This window comes from Butyricimonas synergistica DSM 23225, assembly GCF_000379665.1.
Lineage (GTDB): Bacteria > Bacteroidota > Bacteroidia > Bacteroidales > Marinifilaceae > Butyricimonas > Butyricimonas synergistica.
This window is the reverse complement of record NZ_KB903361.1, coordinates 36,304-60,201: the sequence shown is the minus strand read 5'-3', so window position 1 is coordinate 60,201 and position 23,898 is coordinate 36,304. Positions and strand designations below refer to the sequence as shown.

At 49.6% G+C, this 23,898-nt stretch carries 17 protein-coding genes; 4 read left to right on the top strand and 13 right to left on the bottom strand.

Annotated features, from left to right (window positions below; translation table 11 throughout):
• The first annotated feature begins 9 nt into the window (after nt 1-9).
• Nucleotides 10-2,673 (top strand): zinc-dependent metalloprotease, encoded by a 2,664-nt coding sequence (locus tag A3CY_RS0112265; RefSeq protein WP_018338222.1) that lies wholly within the window; start codon nt 10-12, stop codon nt 2,671-2,673.
• A gap of 255 nt (nt 2,674-2,928) precedes the next feature.
• On the opposite strand, the gene A3CY_RS0112260 is transcribed toward A3CY_RS0112265, so the two are convergent.
• The 12 genes from A3CY_RS0112260 to A3CY_RS0112205 form a co-directional block, all read right to left on the bottom strand.
• Nucleotides 2,929-5,100, bottom strand: a complete 2,172-nt coding sequence (locus tag A3CY_RS0112260; RefSeq protein WP_018338221.1) for a S46 family peptidase — start codon at nt 5,098-5,100, stop codon at nt 2,929-2,931.
• Nucleotides 5,101-5,176: 76 nt separating this feature from the next.
• Entirely contained in the window at nt 5,177-7,126 is a 1,950-nt protein-coding gene (locus tag A3CY_RS0112255; RefSeq protein ID WP_018338220.1) for a 4Fe-4S binding protein, read from the bottom strand.
• Nucleotides 7,127-7,150: 24 nt separating this feature from the next.
• Nucleotides 7,151-8,728, bottom strand: coding sequence for a DUF6850 family outer membrane beta-barrel protein (locus tag A3CY_RS0112250; protein WP_018338219.1), 1,578 nt, complete (start codon nt 8,726-8,728; stop codon nt 7,151-7,153).
• Nucleotides 8,729-8,754: 26 nt separating this feature from the next.
• Entirely contained in the window at nt 8,755-9,963 is a 1,209-nt protein-coding gene (locus A3CY_RS0112245) for a DUF4876 domain-containing protein (RefSeq protein ID WP_026207611.1), read from the bottom strand.
• A 12-nt stretch (nt 9,964-9,975) separates the two neighbouring features.
• Nucleotides 9,976-12,822, bottom strand: coding sequence for a TonB-dependent receptor (locus A3CY_RS0112240; RefSeq protein WP_018338217.1), 2,847 nt, complete (start codon nt 12,820-12,822; stop codon nt 9,976-9,978).
• Between the two features lie 41 nt (nt 12,823-12,863).
• On the bottom strand, nt 12,864-13,151 hold the full coding sequence (locus A3CY_RS0112235) for a hypothetical protein (RefSeq protein ID WP_018338216.1): 288 nt from the start codon (nt 13,149-13,151) through the stop codon (nt 12,864-12,866).
• A gap of 73 nt (nt 13,152-13,224) precedes the next feature.
• Entirely contained in the window at nt 13,225-13,815 is a 591-nt protein-coding gene (locus A3CY_RS0112230) for a Spy/CpxP family protein refolding chaperone (protein WP_018338215.1), read from the bottom strand.
• Entirely contained in the window at nt 13,812-14,414 is a 603-nt protein-coding gene (locus A3CY_RS0112225) for an RNA polymerase sigma factor (protein WP_018338214.1), read from the bottom strand. The genes A3CY_RS0112230 and A3CY_RS0112225 overlap by 4 nt, the downstream gene beginning before the upstream one ends.
• A gap of 97 nt (nt 14,415-14,511) precedes the next feature.
• Nucleotides 14,512-16,191: a metallopeptidase TldD-related protein gene (locus tag A3CY_RS0112220; RefSeq protein WP_018338213.1), complete on the bottom strand. Its 1,680-nt coding sequence runs from the start codon at nt 16,189-16,191 to the stop codon at nt 14,512-14,514.
• Nucleotides 16,192-16,227: 36 nt separating this feature from the next.
• Nucleotides 16,228-17,913: a TldD/PmbA family protein gene (locus A3CY_RS20970; protein WP_018338212.1), complete on the bottom strand. Its 1,686-nt coding sequence runs from the start codon at nt 17,911-17,913 to the stop codon at nt 16,228-16,230.
• Nucleotides 17,914-18,277: 364 nt separating this feature from the next.
• Nucleotides 18,278-19,708 (bottom strand): bifunctional metallophosphatase/5'-nucleotidase, encoded by a 1,431-nt coding sequence (locus A3CY_RS0112210; protein ID WP_026207609.1) that lies wholly within the window; start codon nt 19,706-19,708, stop codon nt 18,278-18,280.
• Nucleotides 19,709-19,742: 34 nt separating this feature from the next.
• The gene (locus A3CY_RS0112205; RefSeq protein WP_051082726.1) at nt 19,743-20,792 is read right to left on the bottom strand and encodes a tyrosine-protein phosphatase; all 1,050 of its coding nucleotides are present in this window, start codon (nt 20,790-20,792) and stop codon (nt 19,743-19,745) included.
• 172 nt (nt 20,793-20,964) lie between these two features.
• Between A3CY_RS0112205 and A3CY_RS0112200 the strand changes: the two genes are divergently transcribed.
• The 3 genes from A3CY_RS0112200 (at nt 20,965) to A3CY_RS0112190 (ending at nt 22,549) form a co-directional block, all read left to right on the top strand.
• Nucleotides 20,965-21,276 (top strand): hypothetical protein, encoded by a 312-nt coding sequence (locus tag A3CY_RS0112200; protein WP_018338209.1) that lies wholly within the window; start codon nt 20,965-20,967, stop codon nt 21,274-21,276.
• 77 nt (nt 21,277-21,353) lie between these two features.
• Nucleotides 21,354-22,157, top strand: coding sequence for an AraC family transcriptional regulator (locus A3CY_RS0112195; protein ID WP_026207607.1), 804 nt, complete (start codon nt 21,354-21,356; stop codon nt 22,155-22,157).
• 26 nt (nt 22,158-22,183) lie between these two features.
• Nucleotides 22,184-22,549, top strand: a complete 366-nt coding sequence (locus A3CY_RS0112190) for a VOC family protein (RefSeq protein ID WP_018338207.1) — start codon at nt 22,184-22,186, stop codon at nt 22,547-22,549.
• Between the two features lie 40 nt (nt 22,550-22,589).
• Here A3CY_RS0112190 and A3CY_RS0112185 read toward each other — a convergent pair whose 3' ends face one another.
• Nucleotides 22,590-23,879: an MATE family efflux transporter gene (locus tag A3CY_RS0112185; protein ID WP_018338206.1), complete on the bottom strand. Its 1,290-nt coding sequence runs from the start codon at nt 23,877-23,879 to the stop codon at nt 22,590-22,592.
• Between the last annotated feature and the right edge of the window lie 19 nt (nt 23,880-23,898).

Below are 23,898 nucleotides of genomic sequence, written 5' to 3'. Positions count from 1 at the left end.
TTTTAAAAAATGAAAAATTGTTTCGTGTTAGTTTTATTGCTATCCTTGCTTATTCCTTCCGCGGGAGAGAGTTATGCAGGGGAGTTATTCAAGAAAAAAAAGAAAAAAGAAACAACGGAGGCGGTGAAACAACCTGTTGTCAAGAAAAAGAATAAATACCAGACTTTGATGAAAAGCCCGGGAATCGTTACCGCGAAAGGTGATTTTTTGACAATACACAAAGTGGGACAGAAGATTTATCTGGAATATCCTTTGAAATATGTGGGACGCGAAATATTGGTGGGAGGAACCGTGTCTGCTACTTCTGAACCTATGTTGCTTAACGTGGGGTATAAGTACAATGATCCTATTCTTTATCGCGTGGTTAAGAAAGACTCTGCTATTGTTTTCAATAAACCCAATCTGGCGGCTACCGCGGGAGAAGATAAACCTTGGGTGAAGAAAGCCATGGAAAAGAATTATATAGACATGCAGTCGAACACGTTCTCGATTCATTCGTATAATGCGGATAGTTCTGCCGTGGTAATTGACGTGACTTCCTTTTTGAAGGATAATAAGGGCTTGGCCCCGAAAATCAGTGCCGGGCCTATTTCTTCTTCTCCGGTTGCAAGCAAATTTTCTTTTGAAGGGGTAAAAGCGTTTGAAGATAATGCATCGGTGCAAGTTTCTCAACCTGTGGAGGCTAGTATTCAGACGTTCTTCTCCAAAATAAATTTGGGACAAGTGTCTTCACATTCCGTGATTACTTTCCTTTTGTTGCCGGAAGCTAAAATGCGTCCTCGCGTACAGGATTCCCGCGTCGGAGTGTTTTTCACGGTGAATACGGCAAGTGATAGGATGCAGTTGCCTATCCGGAAAATATCTCAGGAAAAAGACGGATTTGATACTTATATTTTGGCGAACCGTTGGCGTTTGGAACCCAAAGACGTGGAAGCTTGGAAACGCGGCGAGCTCGTTGAGCCTGTAAAACCGATCGTGTGGTACGTGGATGATGCTTTCCCGGACGAGTGGAGAGGTCCGATCAAAGAGGGTATTTTGATCTGGAACAAGGCTTTCGAGAAAATCGGTTTCAAAAATGTGATGGTTGCAAAAGATTTCCCGAAAGACGATCCTAATTTCGATCCGGATAACTTGAAATACACGTGTATCCGTTATAGCCCGAATGCAGAGGCAAATGCCATGGGACCGTCGTGGGTAGACCCGACAACCGGAGAGATTATCAATGCTTCCGTGATTGTGTATAACAATATTGTAGAGTTGATTAATAACTGGCGTTTTGTTCAAACCGCACAGCTTGATCCTCGCGTTCGTGCATCTAAGATGCCGAAAGATGTTCTTGATGAGTCTATCGTTTATGTTATTTCTCACGAGATCGGGCATACTTTGGGATTGTTGCATAATATGGCTGCTTCTGCTTCTATTCCGGTGGATTCGTTGCGTTCCGCTTCTTTCACTCAAAAATACGGGACAACGACTTCTATCATGGATTACGCCCGTTTCAACTACGTGGCACAGCCGGAAGATAAAGGGGTGAAATTGACTCCTCCCGAACTTGGAATTTATGATTATTACGTGATTAAATGGTTGTATTCTCCTGTTCCGGAAGCTAAGGATATGTGGGAAGAAGCCGAGATGGCGCAAAAATGGATTGACGAGAAGGCGGGTGATCCTCAGTATCGTTACGGGCGTCAGCAATTGATGCTTCGTATTGACCCGAGTGCATTGGAAGAAGATTTGGGTAATGATCCGTTGAAAGCAAGTACTTACGGGATCAAGAACTTGAAATATATCTTGAGCCATTTGAACGAGTGGTTTGAAGATGATGTGGATTACACTCATAGAATGCAACTTTACAATTCCATTCAGTCGCAGTATATGCGTTATTTGTTGAACGTACTGTACCAGGTAGGTGGTGTGCATTTGACTCAAGTGAAAGGTGGTACGCCCGGTGAAGCAGTGGTTTCTGTGCCGTGTGCAAAACAAAAAGAAGCGTTGGCATGGGTGATTAAAGAATTGAGAAATAGCGCTTGGATTGATCTTCCCGAATTGATTAACCAAACGGGATTGGCTGTATATCCGTCTGCAAAGATTGTTTCCGGAGTCAGTAAAGCAATTGTTGCCAAGGGCGGACATGTAATCTTGTCTTCTCATGTGTCAAAAGAGAAGAATCCTTATACAATTGGAGATTTCTATGACGATTTGTATGCCGGAGTTTTTGCTCCCACGATTCAGGGAAGAAGATTAACTGCAGCAGATAGAATAATGCAGGAAAATATTTTCAAGAGCATGATTGCTGTTTCTTCCCAAAAGTTGGCTAAAAAAGGTATTCAAAGTTTGAGTCCTTCTTGGGCTGAAGTTGAGGCTTACGAATTGTGTTCTAAAGAGTTGATGGCGATGTTGCATGATAACTTCCAAAATATTGAAGAAGAATTCGATATGAATGTTTTGGCACGTAAAGGGTTGCCCGTGGAGTTTGGACAAAGTGCTTCGCCTTTCCAGGATGAAGTGAAAATCAATGCAATTGATAATTCATTCGGGTACAATCAGGCTATGTTGAAACGAGTTATTACTTTGTTGAAGGGTAAGTTGGCATCGGCTAACCGTGATGACAGAGTGCATTACGAAGGGTTGATATCCATATTGGAAGCAATGATGAAGAATGCTAAAGAGTAATTTCACGTTTATTTTATAAGGTAAGGAGGTTGTTCCGAAAGGGACGACCTCCTTTTTTTGATGATTGATTTTGTCGCGTCGGGTAAAAAGAAAGCGACCCCGCGACGGGGTCGCTATGTCAAGGAATCAAACTAAGATCACTTTTTTTGGTGCGTGCTTCAGTGACCGATTGATTAAAAACATTAAATAATCGTAGTGTGCTTTTCGTATCAAGATTACTCACTCCTTGACAAATACAAATATAGTAATTTTTTATTATTCAACAATGGAAATTTCTTTCAGTATATTTGATGCTCCCGCGTAATTGTCTAAAATCCAGAGAACAAAGCGAATATCCACGCAAATACTTTTATTGTATTCGGGATGAAAGTACAAGTCGCCAGCCATGGATTCCCAGTTGCCGTCGTAGGCGAGCCCGATGATTTCTCCTTTGGCATTCAACACTGGACTGCCGGAATTGCCTCCCGTGATGTCCAGATTGCAAGCGAAACTCGTGTATAATTTCCCGTCTTTATCGGCATAACGTCCCCAGTTGCCTGTTTGGAGGGCAGCTAGGACTTCGGGAGTCAGGTCGAATTCCGGGTCGTCTTTCACGTATTTTTCTTTATAGCCGTCGACCGATGCCCGGTAGGAGTACGTGACTCCGTCCTTGGACGAGTAGCCGCCGATGTTGCCGTACGTGATTCGCATGGTCGAGTTGGCATCTGGGGGAAGAGTTTTATCCCGGTTCATTTCGAGCAGGGCTCTCGTGTACAGTGTGCGTAAGTAAGCATTCTTTTTCTCGTTGTCCCGGATGCCGTCCCGTAGATTTTGATTGGTTTCCCGTGTGATGCGGGAAAGTGAATATACCGGGTCGTTTGCCAATAGTTCAAGGGTGAAATTTTTCAATGCCGCGTACAGGCGCTCCTGGTTTGCCAGAAAAGAGCGGGCGTACAGGGAATCGGCTAAACGGGCGTAGTCGCCATTGTATTCTTTTACCAGGTTGGCGACTTCTGCGGGTAGATGTTCCGGTTTCACTTTTTTCACGTAAATCGGGAAGATGGCGGCGAATACTTTTTTGTCTGTCGCTTTGTCATAGTCCTTGAAGTATTTCTCGCAATATTCCCGGAAACCGTCACATTGCGTACTTTGGGGGTCTAACGTGGTGATTTTTTCCCGGATCATGGAGGATTCCAGCCCCCGGACACGCATGGCAAGGCGCATGATGTCGGCACCGTTGACCACCGCTTCCTTGTAATAGACGTCCGACGTGATGTAAGGTGATATGTTGTCGTAAGTGGCTTTCAATTCTTCCAGGAGGTTGCCATAGCGGGCTTGACGGTCGGGATCGGCTTTTAGCCAGCGAGCAAGTCGTTGTTCCTCTTCCGCTTTCCGGGCGGCTACCCGGTAGCGTTTCACGTACTCGGTTTCCCCGATGGTAAATTTCCACGGGTTGCTGATGGAGAATGCCTTGTAGGCGTACTTGATGTTGATTTCCGGATCGGCGTTCATTGCCTCGTTGAGAATGTCGAGCTTTTTGGTTCTGACTTCGATCATGGCGGGATTGGAACGTTCGATTTTTTCGCTGACCCCCCACGAGGGAGTGTAGCGGGAAGTGGTGTACGGGTAACCCAAAATCATGGCGTAGTCACCTTCTTTTATCCCTTTGGTCGAAACCGGTAGCACGTACCGGGGGGTGATCGGGGTGTTTGACGGGGAGTATTCTGCCGGATTGCCGTCTTGATCCCCGTATACGCGATACATGGTGAAGTCCCCTTTGTGTTGTGGCCATGTCCAGTTGTCCGTGTCTTTCCCGAATGCCCCGAAGCACGTGGGGGGAGCGAACACCAAACGTACATCTTTGAAAATACGATAGAAGTAGAGGTAATATTTATCCCCTTTCATGATAGCGTTGCAGGAAACTTCGTAGCCTTCCTTGGCGTAACGTTTCTCGAGCATAAAGTTTACTTTCCGCATGGAATAGATGGGAAATTCTCTTTCCGGAGCGTGTTTCTTCAGTTCTTCCCGGTATTCGTCGGTAACGTCGATTACCCGATCGAGGAACAGTACCACTTTGCCGGGCAGGGGAATCTCTTCCGCCCGGGTCTTTGCCTGGAAGCCGTTGCGCAGGTAATCATGTTCAAGGGTACTTAGTTTTTGAATATCGTTGTAAGCGCAGTGGTGATTGGTGATCATCAGTCCTTGCCGGGAGATCATGCTTCCCGTGCAGGTGCCGTAGTCGATGGCGACAATGGCGTCTTTTATCGAGGGTTGTTCCTCGTTGTATATCTGCGAGGCTTTTAGTTTCAGCCCGTGGGATTTCATCGCTTTGTAGTTGGTCTGTGCCATGAGTTGCACGAGCCACATTCCCTCGTCCGCGGAAGCGATAGAGGGAAATGCAAGGCATAGGATGAGTATCAGACTTTTAATCTGGCGTATTGGTGACATGGTGATAGATTTAATGATTTAGTGATTCGGTGATTTAGCGATTCAGTGATTATAAGAATCACTGAATCGTCAATTGTTAAATCGCAGAATCTATTGTTTTTCCCGGTTGTTTGAAACTGAGGGTCGGATCCATATCTTTCACGGAGCCGTCCTTGAAGTGAATCGTCCATTGGGGCGATTGAAGATATTCCCATATCTTGTCGTCATCGAGGACGTCTTTCACGTAAGTGATGCGGATGACGGACATATCGCCGCGGAGAGCCGTTTCGTAAGCCAGGATACCGGGGTTATTGGAAAGGAAGCTGCCCAGGTAAGGGAGTTGGCGTTGGATCAATGGTTTGTCGATTCCGGGGTAGTCCATCTCGTAGACGGCTGTGGCGACGTTTGTGTCATATTTATCCTTGTTGCCTTTGAACGCGGAGGATGTTTTCGGGAACATATATTCCAGGAACTCCTGGCGTCCTATCGTGTCCACTTGGTCGGATACGCTGGTCAACTCGTAGTTGCAGATGATCTCCTTGACACCGCCGCCGTGTACCGGCATTTCAAACTTGCGGGTTTCCACGATTCCTTGCAGTTCTTTTTTGTCGATCGGTTTGTTCACGTCCATGTATAACTTTACTTTCACCGGGCAGCCATATTCGGACACGATGCCGTAGAAGCCTTCTCTTTCCTTGATGATGTTACCCAGGAAGGTAATATCCATCCGGTCGAAAAGTTTATCTACCTCGAGGGTGACAATCTTCAGTTGCTCCACGTTTGCCGGGGGCGTGTTCAGTTTGCGTTTCGTGGGGGTGAACATACTCTCCTCCACTTTTTCTTTGGTTGTTTCGCTCGGGTCGTAATGAATCACAACGGCAAAACGGTTCACATAGGTAGTTACCCCGTAGACTCCCGGCACGGTACGCATCTTGTTCGCGAAGGCTTTCGAGCTGCCGAAACATTTCACGGTGCGCATTCCGTCCCGTTCAAAGGATTCCAGGCGTTCGATTTTTGCCTCGTTACCCCAGCGCTCGTCGATAGTCGGTAATTCCCAGTGTTGTGACATCCACAAGGCAAGGAAGAACAGGACGATTACCAGGATAACCGGCACCCAGCGTAAGCCGGGACGGCGATTGATATTCAGTGATTTTTCGGGACAAGAGGCGATACATTCGCCGCATAGGGTACAATCCACGTGTTTTACCACTTTCATGCTCTTCACGTCGATCTGCTGCGGACATTTCCGGCTACAAGCCCCGCAATTGGTACACGTCGATTCGTCTTTCGTGATGCGCAGCAAGGGGAACACTTTGCTCTCGTAGTACACGATCTCGAAGATATAGCATACCACGCAAGCCACGCCCAGTAACCATACCCACGGCATGGATAAGCCGAGCGCCCCGGCGATCAGTGAAAGGACTACCAGTCCGGCGAACGTGAGGGTGAATTTGAAAATGTTGCTCAACGCTCCCAGCGGGCAGATGTATTTACACCAGAACATATTGATGAACAAACTGCCGAGGAAGAGCAGGAGCATGGAGATAACCGTCATCCAAGCCGTGATTTCTCCTCTGAACCCGGTAGCCATAGCGTAATAGGGGTCAAAGTTCTTGCAGAAAAGTTCACTTGTCGTGATGGTCATGTAGAATATCCAGAACAGGATGATGTACTTGAATACCCGCAACACTTTGTCCGCCACCGACCCCATGGGAATCTCGTATTTAATCTTCATTTTTTTGCGAAGGACGCTCATCCACTCCGTGATGGTGCCGAGAGGGCAGACGTACCCGCAGAATAGTTTGCTGAACAGGATGACCCCGATTGCCAACACGATACCTATCATGATCTGCACGATAGACATACTACAAGCGAGAGTGTTTGAATTCAGGAAGGTTGCCAGTGATTCCAGTCCACCTAGCGGGCAGTATGCTTCAACATCGGCGGGCTTCCCTCCAAAAAATACTTTCACGATAAATCCGACAATGAGTGCAATCACACCTAATTGCAGTACATGCCTCCATAAATTCTTTTTAATTTTGCTCATGATGTTTCTTTAGTTTTATGTTATTTAGAATGAAAATCCTAACATTACTTTGACCGTCGTCCGGTCGTCGTTTTTGAAACTGCCGCTCAGAGCCCTTTTCCACGTGGCGTGGGCGTCCGCGTACAGGTTCATGCCTTTCTCCTTGTTCAGGAAATAGGTATAGCGGGCTTTCAGTTGTCCAGTGAATTTGTCTGCCGTGATGTAATCGAATTCACGTTGCAGCAGGTCGGTACGTTGTTTGTAGAGGTCTTCCCCCGTGATCTCGTCCGACACGCTCTTTGCTTTCAGCATGGTGCCGTCGCCCACGGCGTAGGCAACACCGATACCGCAGTCGAACATCCCTTTTTTGCATTGGAAATTCTTGTTGAAGGCGGCGTATCCTTCTGTGTTTTCCCATTTCTGGGAGTATTCCACGGGGTAGAGGCGGTACGTGTTTTCCACGTTGAAGCCTTTCACTCCCATGCTGGCGTTCCACGAGTTGTCGAGTGTGGCACGATCCCGGTAGAGGGTATAGCTCACGTCGTAAGTGGTGGCGTCCTGCGTGTTTTTGTTTTTCTTCCCGTATTGGATCCAAGTATTGTAACCGTCGACGAGTTCATTTTTTTGCATATTTTCAAATCCGTGTGTTTCATTGAAATGTGCTTCCCCTTTAATCACGTGGTGAAAGTTATTCCCGTCGATATTCATTTGTCCGTTGTAGGAATAAGTGGTGCGTTCCATGTTGCCGCCCCTTTGTCCTTGCACGTAGTTTATCCAGATGGATTGGTCGGCTTTCTTCCCGGTAAACTGGTTTAGGAATCTTACTTTTCCGGTTGTCAATTCGAATTGGGCTGCCCCTCCATAAGTGTTCGTCGTGTAATTGCGGTCTTCCGAGTAATTACTGGTTGTGATGGAAGAGGTGTAAAACCATAACCCCTCGAAATAATAGACTTCGTGGTTGATACCTTCCCCGAAAAGTTTGCTGGTCACTTTTTCCGTCATGCGCTGGTACAGGAAGTTTGCTCCCAAGTTGAAATATTTCGATTTGTACATGGCTCCCGGGTAGATCTCAAATTCCATGTAGGTATTGGTGTTCCGCACGTCCTTTTTCTTGGAATTGGAGGCAGCCTGATAATGGACGTATCCTCCGACTGCCCAATGTTCACCGAACGTGGTACCCACACCCGCGTCTAATATATAGGATTCCAACGTCTGGCGTCCGGGTACGGAATCAGCGAGGAAGAACGGTGTCGCGTAGGGATCGAGTACGCTCGACCACGATTTGTTTTGCCGGTGGATGTAGTCGAAGGCGAATTTCCCGTAGAAGTAGACTTTGTCGATCTTCCGGTAAGATTCAGCCAAGATCTTCGTGCCGAAGGCAGAAGTCGGGTCGAACACGTTTCTGAAATCCCCTTTGTCGTATTGGAATCCGATTTCGGCAAGGGAGAAGTCTGAAAAACGGTTGAACGTCAATCCCGAGGCATTGTGCGAGTTAATCCACGGGTTGTCTGCTTTCAGACACTCCATGTTGTAGATGTTTTTATCCTCTTTTTGAGCTGAAAGCGATAATGTGCTGCCCAAGATGAGGCTTAAACCTAAGGTATATATTTTATTGAATTTCATAATACTTGCGTTTTAGGGTTATGACCTCATTTGTTTTTCCAGGAAGGTACTGTTGTTTCCAGGTCTAAGGTTGAATTGTTCGTGTCCTGGTAAATGATCCTTCCATCCACGACTTCCTCGACTTTCCTGATGGCTGCCAGACCACATCCGGCGGCACCACCCTCGATGAAGAAGTATCCGGCGTCGACACGGGTTACCAGGCGTTTGTTGTTCTTGTCGGCGCTGGTGACACACTCGATTCCGTCGAGAACCCATTGTTTTGGTATTCTCAGGTAATCCAATGATGATGAGGTTCCGCCCGGTGCTTTAGTAATGTTTTTGGGGTTCGCCACGTATTGGGCGGCGGTTACTCCTTCTATCTTGAATAAGATCATTGCTTTAGCGGCATTTGCAATCGGGAATGCTTTGGTATTTTCCTTTGTCCTCCATATGCACTCCAGGTGTTTTACGCCGATGGCTGGTTTCTGTACTTGGGCGGAACTCATATCGAATTTCTCTGTCCAGAATGCGTAATCTGCTTTTGACAGGTCAATGGAATTGGGATGAAGTGCCTTGTGATTTATTGCCGAGTAAGCGATCACGCACTCTTCTCCCGGTTGCAGGGGATAGTCTTTGCCGGTTCCCGGGAATTGCCATGCCATTTGATCTAATGGTATTGAATCCATGAGGACGCCATTATTGTAAACGAATTTGCTGGGCGAGTTACTGGTCATCGGGGTTACCATCCCGATACAAATACTATCGAGGTAAGCCACTTTGTTCGAGTTGTTGTAGATGCTCAGGTACGTGTCGTACGTGTAATTTTTCCCGTCATTGCCGATGCATCCGAAGTGATAGAATTCTTTGATAATTACTTGAGCCGTGGTCGCCGTGATAATTTCCATCGGGAAAGGTGTGGCGGCTTGTGCCTCTGTTTCGCGGGAAAGGACGATGTTCTCGAAACGCCCGTTAAAGATGTGGATGACCCCATCGTCCGCGATATGCTTGTGTTGGAAATTTGCTTCGTAGAAGCCGTATTCGGCGTTGAACGAGGCGATGCCATTCGCGTCACAGTTGCTCTTGTATTGTACGCCGTTCGACGTGTTTCGCAGGTTTACCACGATGGGTGTCCGGTCCATGTCGGCAAATTCTTCCGGGAAATCCAGTTGGACTTGAATGCCCGTGTATATCTTTTCGTCTTTAAGGCAGCTCGTCATAAAGAATAGAGCCAAAAGAGTGTATATGTATTTTTTCATGGTATTCAGAGTTTAGAATTTTAACTTGAGTTCCGCGCCGAAGCTGATGTCGGAGTTCATTTTTTGGTGTTGTCCCGTGGAACGGAAGTAGCGTTTCGGGGACGAGTTCGTCAAGTTGTTCACGTAGAACGAGAATGTTGTTTTCTTCCCGATCTCTTTCGTCAAGTGTAAGTTCATCATGAAGTAAGGATCCAGGTTGTCCTGCAACAAGAATTTCGGCTTGGAGCTAAGGATCAGGTTTTGGAACTCGGGCATCTTGGCGTGTTCGTCCGTGAAGGTATAGACATTACCCGCGAGATCCATGTAATGGGTCGGGTTGATGTACTTGTTATGTTGCGAATCCTTGTTCGGGTTGCCGGGGACGATGTTGCCTGCCTCGTCTTTCATGTAGATCATGTTCTTCCCGTTGTAACTGAAGGTACGTTTACTGTTGTCTACCCACACGCATTGCGTGGTGAGGCTTATGATGAACCGCAGTTTGGGGATGTGCGTGATGATTTGGAAATTCGTGTTGAAACGTTGGGCTGTTCTTCCGTTGTCGACACCGTTGTCCGTTCCGGCATAGATACCGGCGTAGGCGTAAGAGGTGGTCGACTTGTCACGCATAAGCGGGCTTTGGTCTGTCCGCTTCTCGTAGCGGTAAGCCCCGGTAGCGATCAAAGAAGTCCGTATAGCGGGTATCATCCCAAAGTCGAGGGTGTATTCCACACCCCATTTCTTGATGCGGTTGCCGTTGCTGGGACTGTCGTAGGAGATGAATATGGAGTCCTGGTATGATTCCGCTATTTTGCCGTCGTCATAGACGATTTCCCCGTTGATGTATTCCGGTTTGGTCACGATGTTCAGGTCTTTGTGTCGTGTCCAATGGAACGGAATCACTTGTTTGCTGGTGCTGAACGCGTCTTTCAGGTTCTCGCGGTAGTACGCTATGTTTGCCCGTATCCCGTAGAGGTTGACGTCCACACCGAATTCCATGTTGGTGCTGACCGGGGTTTTCAAGTCGGGATTGTCCGTCGGGGTGACCTGCGTGTGATACACCGCGAGCGTTGTGTCGCCGTTTATATACTGGAAAGCGATTCTGTCCGTGTATCTCGGGTCGGGGTACAGGTAGTACATGGTAGGCATCTTGTGCTGTATACCCCATCCTCCCCGTACACTCAGGTGTTGCAAGCCGCCTTTTTTCCATTTCTGGTCGTAGAGTACTACCCGGGCGTTGAAACGGGGATCGACCATGATGTCATAGTCCGCGGCGTCCGTGCTGATATTGGACAGGCGAACCCCGGTGGAGAGTTCAAAGAATTGTTGTTTACTCAGGGGGATGGTCAATTTGTTCTCCGCGAAGAAGGAATACTCGTGGATGGCGGGAATGTCTTTGAACGAGCGGGGACGTAACCCCGAAGCGGGTTGGTATTGCCCGTATTGTTTCCCGTCGCCTTCATTGCCTTTTACTTTCCATTCGGCACCGATCAGGGCACTGTTGTAGAGAGAGCCGTATTTGCCGGACAGGTTGGCTACCACTTTGGCTTGGGCGCTGTAAGGCTTTCCTTCAACCCAGAACGTGCTGAAGTATTGTGCCGGGAGGAATGTCCCTACATTGGGACCAGTTTCGGTTGCCGACGTGGTCGGTTGCATACTCCCGGAGTTCCATTTCTTCTCGTAGTTGTATTGTTTGCCGTATGACCCGGCTAACGTGTATTTCAGGTTCGTGATCCATGCCTTGTTCAGCATCCAGTTCCCGTAGAGGTTCAGGCTTGCCTGTTTGTCCTCGGCTTTGTACAACCGATCTTGTTTCATGTCGGGATCTTCTTTCTGCTTGTCGAGGGTCATGTGACCGTTGAACTTGGCGTTGAAGCTAAGCGGTGTCCGGTCTTTGTTGAAGGTGTTGGAATAGCCCAGCCCCAGCGTGATCCGGTTGAAGGTCGTGGAGGGCGAGCGGTTGTCTTTGTTGGAGTAGGAGTAGTCCATGTTGGCGTTGAAGAATCCTTTGTTCTCCCCGAGGGCGAATCCTTTCGTGGCGCTCACCTGTTTGATGTTCGGGTCGGTTTTGAACCCGACTTCGAGGGGTGCCTGTCCCGCTCTCGTCTTCACGATAACGGCTCCGGAGGTTAAGTCCCCGTATTCGGCGGAAGCGACCCCGCTGATGACTTCTATCGACTCGACGTTGTTGATCGGTATCTGACGGGTGTCGATACCTCCCTCGCTGCTCGTGGAGAAAGCGTTGTTGTCCGATGAGCGAGTCTGCATATTGGCGTCATTCGAGAGTTGTGCCCCGTCGATGATGATGGCGGTTCCCAGTGCGTTGGTCGTGTTCGGGACAGCCGTTCCGTTCGTGATAGGGGGTAAGTCACGGATGGTGATTTGGTTGATCTTTGTCAACGACGGGTTGAAGGTCAGCACTCCGGGGAGCAGCTGCATGATGTCGGTGAGGCTGGTCGCCTGCAAGTGGTCGATAGCCGTTTTGTTGATCGAGTAGGAACTATTCAGTTTCCCTCCCGATTTGGCGGTCACTGTCACCTCGTTGATGGCGAGCGATTCTTCTTCCAGCCGTAGTTTGTAGTTCAACACGTCTTTCGTGAGTACCATTCTCATCTCGTAGTCCTTGTACCCGAGGCACGAGGCGGTGACGGTGTATGTCCCCGGTTTGATATTTTTGAAAGTAAATACGCCTTCGAGGTTCGAGGTCGTCCACATATTCAGTTCTTTGATATGGACTACCACGACCGGGAGGGTTTCTCCGGTTTTGGAATCAAGGATAGTACCCTCGAATTTTACCTTTTTTTCCGCTTCCTGTGCAGTTACAGGAAGTTGACTTGTGATAAAAATGCACAAGCATAGAAAAATGAAACGATAAAGACTCATAGTTAATTGTGTTTGTAGGTTAAGTTGGTATTAGGTATTCGTCAAAACAGATTGATGTCCATTTTCTCCAGGTTCATGTCGTCGAGATGGTATTGCCCGATCCATTCTTTGAGCATCGAGTCACGGCTCTGCGTGTGCTCCACGTAATGTTGCAACCCGAGCATAATCATCCCCATAATGATGCCGGCTGCCACGCTCATCCCGAGGTAACGTTTCTTGAACTGAAACTCGTGTACGCGCAGTTTGGAAAGGCAGGCGATCACCTGATCCGTGAAATCGGGCGATACCGTCCTGACTCTATCTTTTTGAATTGCATTTTCCCACTTCATGACGCTTGATATTAGGTATTTGTTTGTTTAGACAACGGGTGGCAAGATTACTTGCGCGGGGTATTCGTTTTTTTTACAGCAGGGAATCTCTTTCTTGCTGTCGGAGCCTGTCCTCGGCTTGGTTGTCGTAAGTATAGGCTTTCGTGCAGCGTCGGCATTTTTCCTTTTTCTCGCTTTTGCTGCATTTGGTTTTGCACTCTGAGCAGTGTTTGTCGATCTCCAGAATGTCGATAAATATCTTGTTCAGTTTCTTGGACTGTTCCGGGGTACAGATTTTTTTCACGTTCAGCAGGTGGTATATGGTCTGCTTTTTCAACGCCCGGTGCAGGAACCCGACCGACCTCGCCGTGTTGGTCAGTTCTTCCATGGAGGGTTCGGGTTTTGCCAGTTCGTGTAGTAGCCGGTAGCGGTTCTGGCAAAGCAGTTTCAGAACGGTTTCGTGCCTTTTGAGCACTTGTTGGTCCAGTTCCATGAGTTGGGCGTATTGCTCGTCCGTCAACTCGAGTTCTTCTCTTAAAAATTCCATGTTCAATTCTTGGCTCGTGTTCTCTGCCGGTTGTTCCCGGCTCGTGTTTTGCCACAAGAAAACCAGAAGAGCGGTATTTACCATCAGAAAGATGATATTAAACCAGTAAAATAACTTGTTCTTGCTACCCGTTGTCATGTCAAATCGTTTTTATAGTTACTGAAATATTTTTCCAAATAGCTTTTTGCCCGGAACAGGAGGGATTCGACGGAAGCGAGGGAGATGCCCATAATTTCCGCTACTTCCTTGTAGGGGCGTTCTTCATATTTATTTAAAACCAAGGCGATCCGCTGCCTTTCGGGCAGGTTCTTGATCGCCTGGTGGAGATGTGATATGATTTCTTCTTTCTCTATTTTCTCTTGTGCCAGATCGTCTTTCGAGGCGATGGAGATGGAGGAGTCCCCCTCGAGGCGTATCCTTTTCATCCTGTACCGGACGGATTTCTTGTAATTGATGGCTTTGTTGACGGCTATGCGGTACAACCACGTGGAGAGTTTGCATTCTCCCCGGAATTTGTCGAGGGATTCGTACACTTGTATGAATACTTCTTGTGCGAGGTCTTCGGCTTCTTCCTTGTCGTGAACAAAAGCGTAACAAGTGTTGACGACGATCACTTTATAATCGTCTACCAAATCCTTGAAGGCTCGTTGGTCGCCTTCAAGGATAGCTTTTATTCTCAATTTCTCACACATGCACAACTTCCGGGTCAAAAAACAGTCAATCGATGGTATCGCCAAACGCGATATTTTTAGTCTTTACAGCTACACGACTGTTTCTTGTATTGTTTTGTATATTAGAATGTTGATGAATCGATACGATGCAAATATAATAGAATTATTCAAAATAAATTGTTAACGGGAACCGGAGTGCCGGCTCGCTTTCTTTCTTTACTTCCGCTTTTTTGATTTCAATGTCTTCCAGCAACAGGGCAGACGGGTAGATAATGGACGACATCACTTCCCCGTCCAGCAGGTAATTTGCCACGTTTTCTTTGTTGGAAATAGCGCTCAATCTTCTCAGGTGCGACAGCGTGATCGGCATGATCTCTCCTGTGCGCACGAGGGTTTCGCTGCCGTCTTTTACGCTTACCTTATAGATACGGGTGGCGTTCCCGGCAATCTTGCGTACGATGTAGGCGTGCGGCAAGCCTTCCGATTTGGCTATTTTCAGCAGGTTCTTTTTCAGTGTTTCCGGTTTCACCGCGTTCCTCGCCGACACGTGGATGGTGCCGGGGGCTGTCTTGTACGCTATCTCCCGGGCAGAAACGATATACCTCGAACTTCCGGTCGTGTTCTCGCAATTCAGCGTGGGAACTCTCCCGTTCAGCAGATTTTTCAGGATGCCGTTCTCTACCAGCGTGACTTCCTGTGGCGGGACTACTCCCTCGGCGTCGATCTCGTAGGCTCCGTGCAGTGGGGTGTTGTTGTATTTACCCAGCGTGCTGTAATTCTTGACGGTCAGCCGGTTGTCGATGATCTTCAGACCCATGCGGGGTGCGATGGAGTTCACTTTGTATTGCGATGCCGTGCGGGGATCTTGCGGGGTGCGGTAGGCGAACAGTCCTTCTTGGCTCAGCAGGTTCTCCCGCAGGATAGAGGCAGCGGCACTTCCCTCGAACAGGACGGGACCGCAGTAATACGGGTCGATGGTTTCCGCCTTTTTCAGTGCGGTGAGTTGTTCGGCGAAGTTCTCGATTCTGTTTTTCAATTCTGCCAGCGACGGCAATTCTTCCGGTACGCGAGCCGTGATTCCGAGGGCATCTTTGATTTGCATACCGTCTTCCGTGCGGGTAGTGGCTTCGGCATGAAGGGTCACGACGCGTACGGGCTGTTTTACCACGCTGCCCTCGGAGGTCGTAAGGTACACTTCCATGTCTGTACCCGACAGTTGCACGGAAGAGTTATACAGTTCCGGGTAGGAGGCGAAGATTGCCGATAACACCCGCAGGTTGTCTTCCCACTGTTCCCGGTTATAAACGAACGGCACTTGGGGCGTGATGATCTTTTCCCGGGCTTCTATCTGCACGAGGTCGGGGAGTCGGGTTTCTTCGTCCGTCTGCACGTTCCGTTTCTGCATACTTCGTTTGGTAATCCATTCGCGGGAGGCATTCTTGTAGGCGTAGTCCGTGGCGAGCCAGTAATCTTGGCGGAGCAGGTCGTAATCCGGTTCCATGGACAGGATTACCCGGGTATGCCTGCCGAGGTAACGGCTGTCGCTGTTTTCCTTGTAGTCGCCCAGCAGTAGTTTGACGGAACCTACCAGCTGGTTCGGTTTCTCGGTCGATCGTGTGATGGCGCCCAGGGTTGCCGTGATCTCGAAGTGATGGGATGCCTCGGTAGCGTACGAGATAAAGAACGGTTTCTGCACCTTGGGCAGGCTCAGTTGTTCCATGTTGCGCCGCAACTCGTCTTGCATGGCTTTGATGATAACGTTGTCTTTGTCCGTCTGGGCGGACACGGGGGATAGGCTTCCGAGAAGGAAGAGGAATACTATATAGAGGATAAATCTTTTCATGTCATCAAGGGTTAAAGGTTTGTACTTCGGTTATTCTCATGGTTTCTCCAGAATAGGGGGCAGGTCGGAGGCTTTCGCCTTGCGCTGCATTTCTACTTTTTGGACGAGAATAGTCGGAGAGGTGGCTGTCACCGGGATTCCTCCCGATTCAGCCCCGCACGTCCCGGTAAATATCTCGGGTACTTTGCCGGCGTGAATGATGTTCGAGAACATGGAGAGGGGCGTCCCGATGAGGTCTACTCCCCGCACCAGCTTGTCGGGGCGACCGTCGGCATATACCTCGTAAACCTCGAGGGGCGTGACGTTGAAGGCGTTTGCCCCGCGACGGTTGGTCATCGTGAAGCCTCCTGTCACGCTTTTGAAGAAATAGCCCCGGTCTTTGCCTTGTTTCTTGATCTCGGCAACCAGCAATTGGCGCAGTTCTTCTTCTGTCTTTGGGTCGGAACACTCTACCACAAGGTTGGATTGCCGCGACACGGGATCGTACCCGATGTCGGCACGGGCGTGCCCGTTACTGCGGGGATGCGCGTCGAGGGGCGTCCGGGTCATCAGGAAGTCATTTAGCTTGCCGTCGATCACGACGTCCACTCTTTCCGCTTTCACGCCCTGGTCGTCATATTTGTAATAGCCGTTCATGTCCTGCGCGGCGTAGTTCTTGAGTGTCGGGTCGGAGAATACTTGCAGGTGGGCGGGCAACACGTATTCGCCTACCATTTTCTTGAATGTCTGGGCGTCCTTGTCGCTTTTCATACGTTGTCCCTCGATGCGGTGACCGAATATCTCGTGGAAGAATACCCCGCTGGCACTGCCCGACAGGATGGCGGGTCCCGTGTAGGGATCGACGATCGGGGCGTCCCGCAAGGCGATCAGTTTGTCCGCCATCGTGTTGGCATCCTTCACGATCCGCTCGTTCGAGGGGAGTCCCTCCGGTGTATGGGCGAAATAGGAAAGCACGAGTGGCAATTCCATGCCGTCGTCCGCTTTCGTGGCGCCCTGCACCATGATGCGGGCATACGTGAGGTTCTGCACGACTTCCGTGCCTTCGGTGTTCAGCACGTAGATGCGTTTCACCGTGTAGCGGAAGGATGCGTCCCCTCGCAATATCTTGGGATGTTTCTTGAATACTGCCGAGATTTCTTTCAGTCGCTTTTCCCACGCGTCGAGGTCTACGGTCGTCCGGTCGGCGGGAAGCGGAGCCTCGTAGTATTTTTCCGCGGGAGCCCCGGAGAAACAGGGAGCCTTGTCCTCTTCCGCCACGTTGATCGTGGTTTCGGCTCTTGCCGTCTGGTAGGCGTCGATGGCGAACTTGTAACGATTGTTTACCTCGTGCCAAATGGCTTGCCGTGTGGCGTTCTCGCCGTCCTCGTCCGTGGGAAGCACGGCGTATGACGGTCCGTGGAAACGGGAAATGGAGGTTCCCATCTGCTTGATCTTGAAGTTGTCAAACTCGGGACTACCGATTCTGATTTGTGGTACCAGCGTGCGTTCCCGGTTATTCTCTTTTGCGGTCAGTACCCCGAAGGAGGTGACCACCCGGGCATACTGTTCGTCTACCACCCGGTAGTTCATGTAGTACGGGGGAAATTCTTGCTTTTTCAGCTCGTCCATTTGGGCGTGTAGTTCTTTTCTCAGAAAATCCGTGAACTTGTCCTGTGCACCGGACAGGGAGGGAATCAGAAGGATGGATAGTATCCCTAAAATAATGAAACTGGTTCTTCTCATGGTTTATGTTGTTAGTTTTTTCTCTTTTCGTCACGGGTTTGGACAACCGGGAGAGATAAAACTTGCGCGGGAATAGGATAAAAAAGTTATATCTGTACATTAGTAGCCCTATTTCCCGGGATGAGCTGGCTTTTTGGGTGAGTTTTGAGTGGCTATTAGGCGGGTTTCTACAGGCATCGCCTACTGTTCGCCCGTTTATCGCCTACTGTTCGCCCACGTTTTAGTATAAAATAAGTAAATTTAACGTACTCGATATTTCAGTTGTTTCGGGCAATTCCCGGTTTATTCATGGGTTAAAGAAATGCTTGCGGATAGTTCAACGCGGGTATTAATTACGTGTAACGCCGGAGTGTGGGTATGTGATTTATAGAGGAGCGTGTTGCTTGAGGTAGGTAAGCAGGGTTGCTATGACGGAAATTTCCGAGTGTATCCCGTTGCCTTTGCCGGGGAAGTCGTAGCGGGCGTTTATGTAATCGTTGAGGGCGACTTTGTAACGTTTGTTTGGCACGAGGGGAGTGCCGGACGGGTTGCGGAGGAGGACGTCGATGCCTTTGCCCGAGGAGTCCCGGACGATGGTGAAAGTGCCGCCGCCCATGAAGAGGTCGTCGAAGACAGTGGGGAGGAGTTCGTTGAAGCGATTGAGTAGCAATTGTTTTATGTCGTCGACAGTCATCTCCTGGACGACGATGTGATTGCTGAAAGGTTCGATGGCGAGCAGTGTCTTCAATGTGATGTCACCAGCCGGGATGCCCGATACGCGAATTCCCCCGCGGTTGTAGAAGGCGAAGTCGCAGAGGACGGCTTGCCGCATGGCGGAGGTGAGGAGGCGGGCTATCGCCTCGACGGTGAGGGGACGGGAGGTGGTGCCGACGATGGTGTCGAACCGGGGGGTGTCACGGAAATGCCTCACGAGGGCAAGGGTGGCGGGATGAAGCACGGTGATGGTGTCGATAGGAACGCTGCGATACGAGCGTTGGGTGAGTTTTTTGCCGGAGAATTTCAGGATGGTAATCCCGGCGTGGGTTAATGTCGCCCCCGTCTGTCCGATCATAACGTTGTTTACGATCTTGGGCTTGTCGAGCAAGGTGTGGGTGTGCCCGCCGATGATGACATCCAGCTCGGGCATATGCGTGGCTAGGATGGAGTCGGAGTGGATGCCGAGGTGGGTAAGACCGATGAGGGCATCGCATTCTTGTTTTAAATACTTGTAGCGGGAGGCGGTCTGTCGGAAGTCGTCGAAGGTGATGCTGTCGAAGTGCGTGGGATTGGCGTCGGGCGTGCCCTTGCTGGTTTCGACGATGCCGAGGAAGCAGAGCCGTAGCTCGCCGACGGTGATGGTGTGGTAAGGCGGGACGGTGTCTAGCTTGGCTCGGGAAGAGTTGATGTTGGCACAGACAATGGGGAAGGATGCCTCGTTGATGCGTTGGCGGAGAATCCGCTGCCCGTAGTCGAACTCGTGGTTGCCGAACGTGCCGACGGAATAGCCGAGCGAGTCCATGATGGTGATGATCGGTTTACCCCGTTCGTCGGCGTAATCGACGTAGGGATCACCCGTGAAACGGTCGCCGGCATCGACGAGGATGACGTTCGGGTGGCGTGCCTTTACGCGCTCGACAAACGTTGCCAGTTGCGGGAATTGGTCGATGTGCCCGTGGATGTCGTTGGTGGAGATGATGACAATTTCCTTCTCCGTGGGTTTACATCCGGCAAGCAGCAGGAGGAAGAACAAGAGAATGTCCCGGAAGTAAATACCGGGACGGTGTGTTGCCCGTTTGTTCATGTGTTTGCTTTTCATGGCTCGTTTTATCGGGCGGCAAAGATAATCAAAATTAGTAGAGGAACAGCTCCTTGAAGCGGGGGATGTCTACATTTAATTCTTTGACGAGGAAATTCTCCACGGTGCCGTGGTCTTGTTTTATCCGGTCGATTGCGGCTTGCAGGAATTCCCGTTTTACCGTGAGCACGGATTTAAGACTGGGGTTCTGCGCCAGTTCCTTGGCGTATTTATCGCCGAGGTAATGGTTGGAGGCGAGGTAATCATTCATGATGACCGCCTCGTCGACGCCCAGTGCGTAGAGAATGAGGGCGGCAGCCGTGCCCGTGCGGTCTTTTCCGGCAGAGCAATGGAACAGTAGGGGGGTGCGGGTGCTGTCTTGCAAGAAGTGGAAGAACGTCCGGTAGCGGTCGATGAATGCCGGTTCGGTGACGAGGTGGACGTATATCTGTGTCATGAGGCTGTCCAGTTGCACGGGATCGAGTTCGGAGAAACTGACGAGGGACAGCACGTTGCCCGGCTCGATGGATAGTTTGTCGGCGTGGCGGATGGAGGCAGGCAATTTGTCGGGAGCGTTGGCGATCTCGTTAGGTCCCCGGAAATCCACGACGGAGGTCACGGGGATACTAGACAAGTAGTGCAGGTCGTCTTCCGTGAGGTGATGCAGGTCGTCGGAACGGAACAGCTTGCCCCACTTGACGTGCCGCCCGTCACGGGTGGGAAAGCCTCCCAGATCCCGGAAGTTGTAACCGCCTGCCATGGGGAGTTGCCTTTCCGAGAAAGTGAACGTTTCTTTCGGGGTGACGAGCCGGTAATATTTTTTTTCCGGGGTGGGAATGGTAATGCGGTGGGGCATTTTGCTACCGGAATTGCCCTTGGTGAGAGGGGATTGCATGGCGTCGAGCGCATCAATGGAAGAAGCCTCGAATAGTGCCCACTCTCCATCTATTTGTAGGATGATTGTTGTTTCTTTGGTATTTTTATTGGCAGTGATCTCTGCCATGCCAGGCAGGGCGTGCCCAATAGTGATCGTTTTGTCAGGTGTCTTGTCTTTGCATGAATGGCATACGATGGTTGTGGTAATGATAATGATGGCTATTCTCATAGTGTGTTAATCGTGTTGGTTTTTACAAATATGCGAAAAATATTTTAGATACCTGCGGGGGAATGTCATGTATCTTTAAAAGTTTACAATAAATTCTTAATGTTTTCATAACATGGGTTTCGTGGTGTGATTTTTGTCATAGAGGTATGTATAACCCCTTAAAGATAAAGTTATGAAAGCAGCTTTGTTCCTTGAAAATGACCGCCTTTGCAACCTCGACGAGAACGTGCGCAGAAAGGAAATCAGAATCTCAACCATTACCACGGAAGAAGATAAAGTTGTTTCTATTAAAAACAGCGAGGTGAAGATCCGTAACTTTAATTCTTTTATATCGTGGCTTGTTGATCGCGGGATTAAGATGGTTTACGTTTCCGGTATTGACGAGAAGATTAAGCGTTTTTTTGAACAAGTCAAGATTATCGTGAACGTGAAGGAGAAGTCGGATCAGACGCTTTTGCTGTCAGAGATTACTTCAAGGGACTGAAAAAATGTCCCTTTTTTACAATACATCAAAGGTGTAATGCGTTATCTTTGTTGTATTGTTTAAAAATCTGTTTTTGAATGCAATCATTCCGAATGATAAAACCCGCTCCGGCTTTGGCTCCTTATGTCCGGCATTACTGGATTTTGGAGATTGACGGGGTTGTGCCCGTCCGTGAACGGGTGTTGCCTATCGGGTGCGTGCAGCTGGTGTTCCACAGGGGGGAGTCGCTGTTTCTGCCAGAGGAGGGACGGTTGCAGCCCCGGACGATGATCTGCGGGCACACGGTGGGGTTCTCGGATGTCCTCTCGACGGGACGGCTGGAGATGATTACCGTGGTCTTTCAGCCTCATGCCGCCAAGGCTTTCCTGCGTATCCCGGTGCGGTTGTTCCACGGGCAGAGCGTGGCGATGGACGAGGTGGAAGATAAGGAGTTCAAGGAGCTGACGAGGCAAGTAGGCGACGCGGAGGAGCATGATGATTGCATCCGATTGATAGAGAGTTTCTTGATTCGCCGTTTATACACGTTCCCTGAGTACGAGATGAAGCGGGTGGCAGCCGTGTTGCACGAGATCGAGGTTTGCCCGCGGGTGGATATTCCTCGCTTGTCGAGTGTCGCTTGTCTCGGGGACAAGCAGTTGCGGCGGGTGTTCACGGACTACATGGGAACGACACCCAAGGAATTCGTGCGGATCGTGCGGATGCAGCGGGCGTTGTTTATGTTGCAACAAGACGTGGCGACACCCTTTGCGCAGGTGGCTTACGCTTGCGGGTTTTCCGATCAATCCCACATGATCCGAGAGTTTAAACTTTTTTCCGGTTATACCCCGGCGGAATATCTTGCCGTTTGCGCACCTTATTCCGATTATTTCTCCCGTATGTAAAGGAGATAACCAATAAAGAAAGCTATATGAAAAATTTAATTGCGTTTTTTGAGATTCCTGCTGTCGATTTCCAGCGGGCTATCGATTTCTACGAGAGTGTACTCGATCTGGAACTTACTATCTTTGAATATGAGCACGAGAAAATGGCGTGTTTTGTCGAAGACGGGCAAACGATGGGGGCAATTGCCTCGGTTCCTGATTTCAATCCTTCCGCGGGCGGGGTGCTCGTGCATTTCCGTTGCAAAAGTATCGAGGAAAGCATCCGGAGGGCGCGGAAAAAAGGGGGAGAAGTGGTCATCCCGAAAACAAGGATAGAATCGGATTACAAGGGACATTTTGCCGTGTGCACGGATAGCGAGGGGAATCGCTTCGGGCTGTACATGGATAGGTGAGGTCTGTAAAGTCTTACAGGCTTTACAGACCTTATGGACTTTATAGACTCTTTTTTAAATACAGGTACGATTGAATGCCCTGCATGGCAACAAACACGTACTCTGCCATCAAGTACACCGCTAACGGGGCGGTGAAACAATAACAGAGCAGGTAGAGATAAATCAGGTAGACGGCGATGGTGGTCACCTGGAAGATGAAAGCCGTTTGGGTGTCGCCCGTGCCGGATAAAGCACTGATATACACGTAGCCGGGTACCGCGAAGATGTAGTTTAGCAGCATGACGATGAACGGGGTGAAGGCAATTCCGACCAATAGCGGGTTATCCGTGTAGCAGCCTATGATTTGCCGGTTGAGCAGTATGGCAAGCGCAATCAGTGGCAAGCCGATGGCGTACCCCAGCTTTAGTATCTTGCGGCAAAGCGGGAAAAGTTGGTCGCTCTTGCCCTCGCCGATCAAGTTACTCACGAGAGATGCCGTCGTGGCTCCCAGCGAATTGACGATCACGAAAAAGATCGTGGAAACGCTTCTGGTGATGTTGGATACCGCCAGTTGGACTTCCCCGAGGCGTTCGATGGCGATAAAAAACAGAAACCACGGTGCCACGCTGACGAAGGAGTGCATCATGCTCCACTTCGAGAGATGGAGTATGGCTTTCAATAGTTTTCGGTCGTAGACGGCTTGCAGCCCGTATTTTACCTTGTCCGTTTTGCAAAGCGTGTAAATGACCACGATGAGCAAAGAACCTGCCTCCGCGAAGGAGGACGCCATTGCCGCTCCCGATATGCCGAGGTCGAACGTGAAAATGAGCAGGTAGTTGCAAGGGATGTTGATGAGGACGGCGATTATTGCCGCCAATGTCAGAACCGTGGTTTTGGTGATTCCGACGTAAAAGGAACGGAATGCCAAAAATGGAAACGAGAAGAGTAGCCCGAAGCACCGCCAGTCGAGGTAATCCACTACAGCTCGGTAGATTTGGGGCGAACGGATAAAGTATTTCAAGAGAGTTGGGGACACGAGGGCGGAGATGAAGATGAGGGTTACTGCCAGTCCATCGAGGAAGAACAAGCCTTGAAAGAATGTCCTGCCTGTCTTTTTATATTGTTGCTCCCCGTTGCGGCGTGCGATCATGACTTGCAGCCCGAGACTGAAGCCGAACCCCAGGATATAGATCGCCATGTAATAGACTCCCGCGAGGGCGGATGCCCCTAGTTCCACTTCGCCGACGTGCCCGAGAAAAACGGCATCGGTGATATTGATTAATTGTTCCATTAATATGCTCATCATCACGGGATAGTTGATGAGCCAGATTTGTTTGTAAGTATAATTCATCGCTCAATGAGAATAGCAC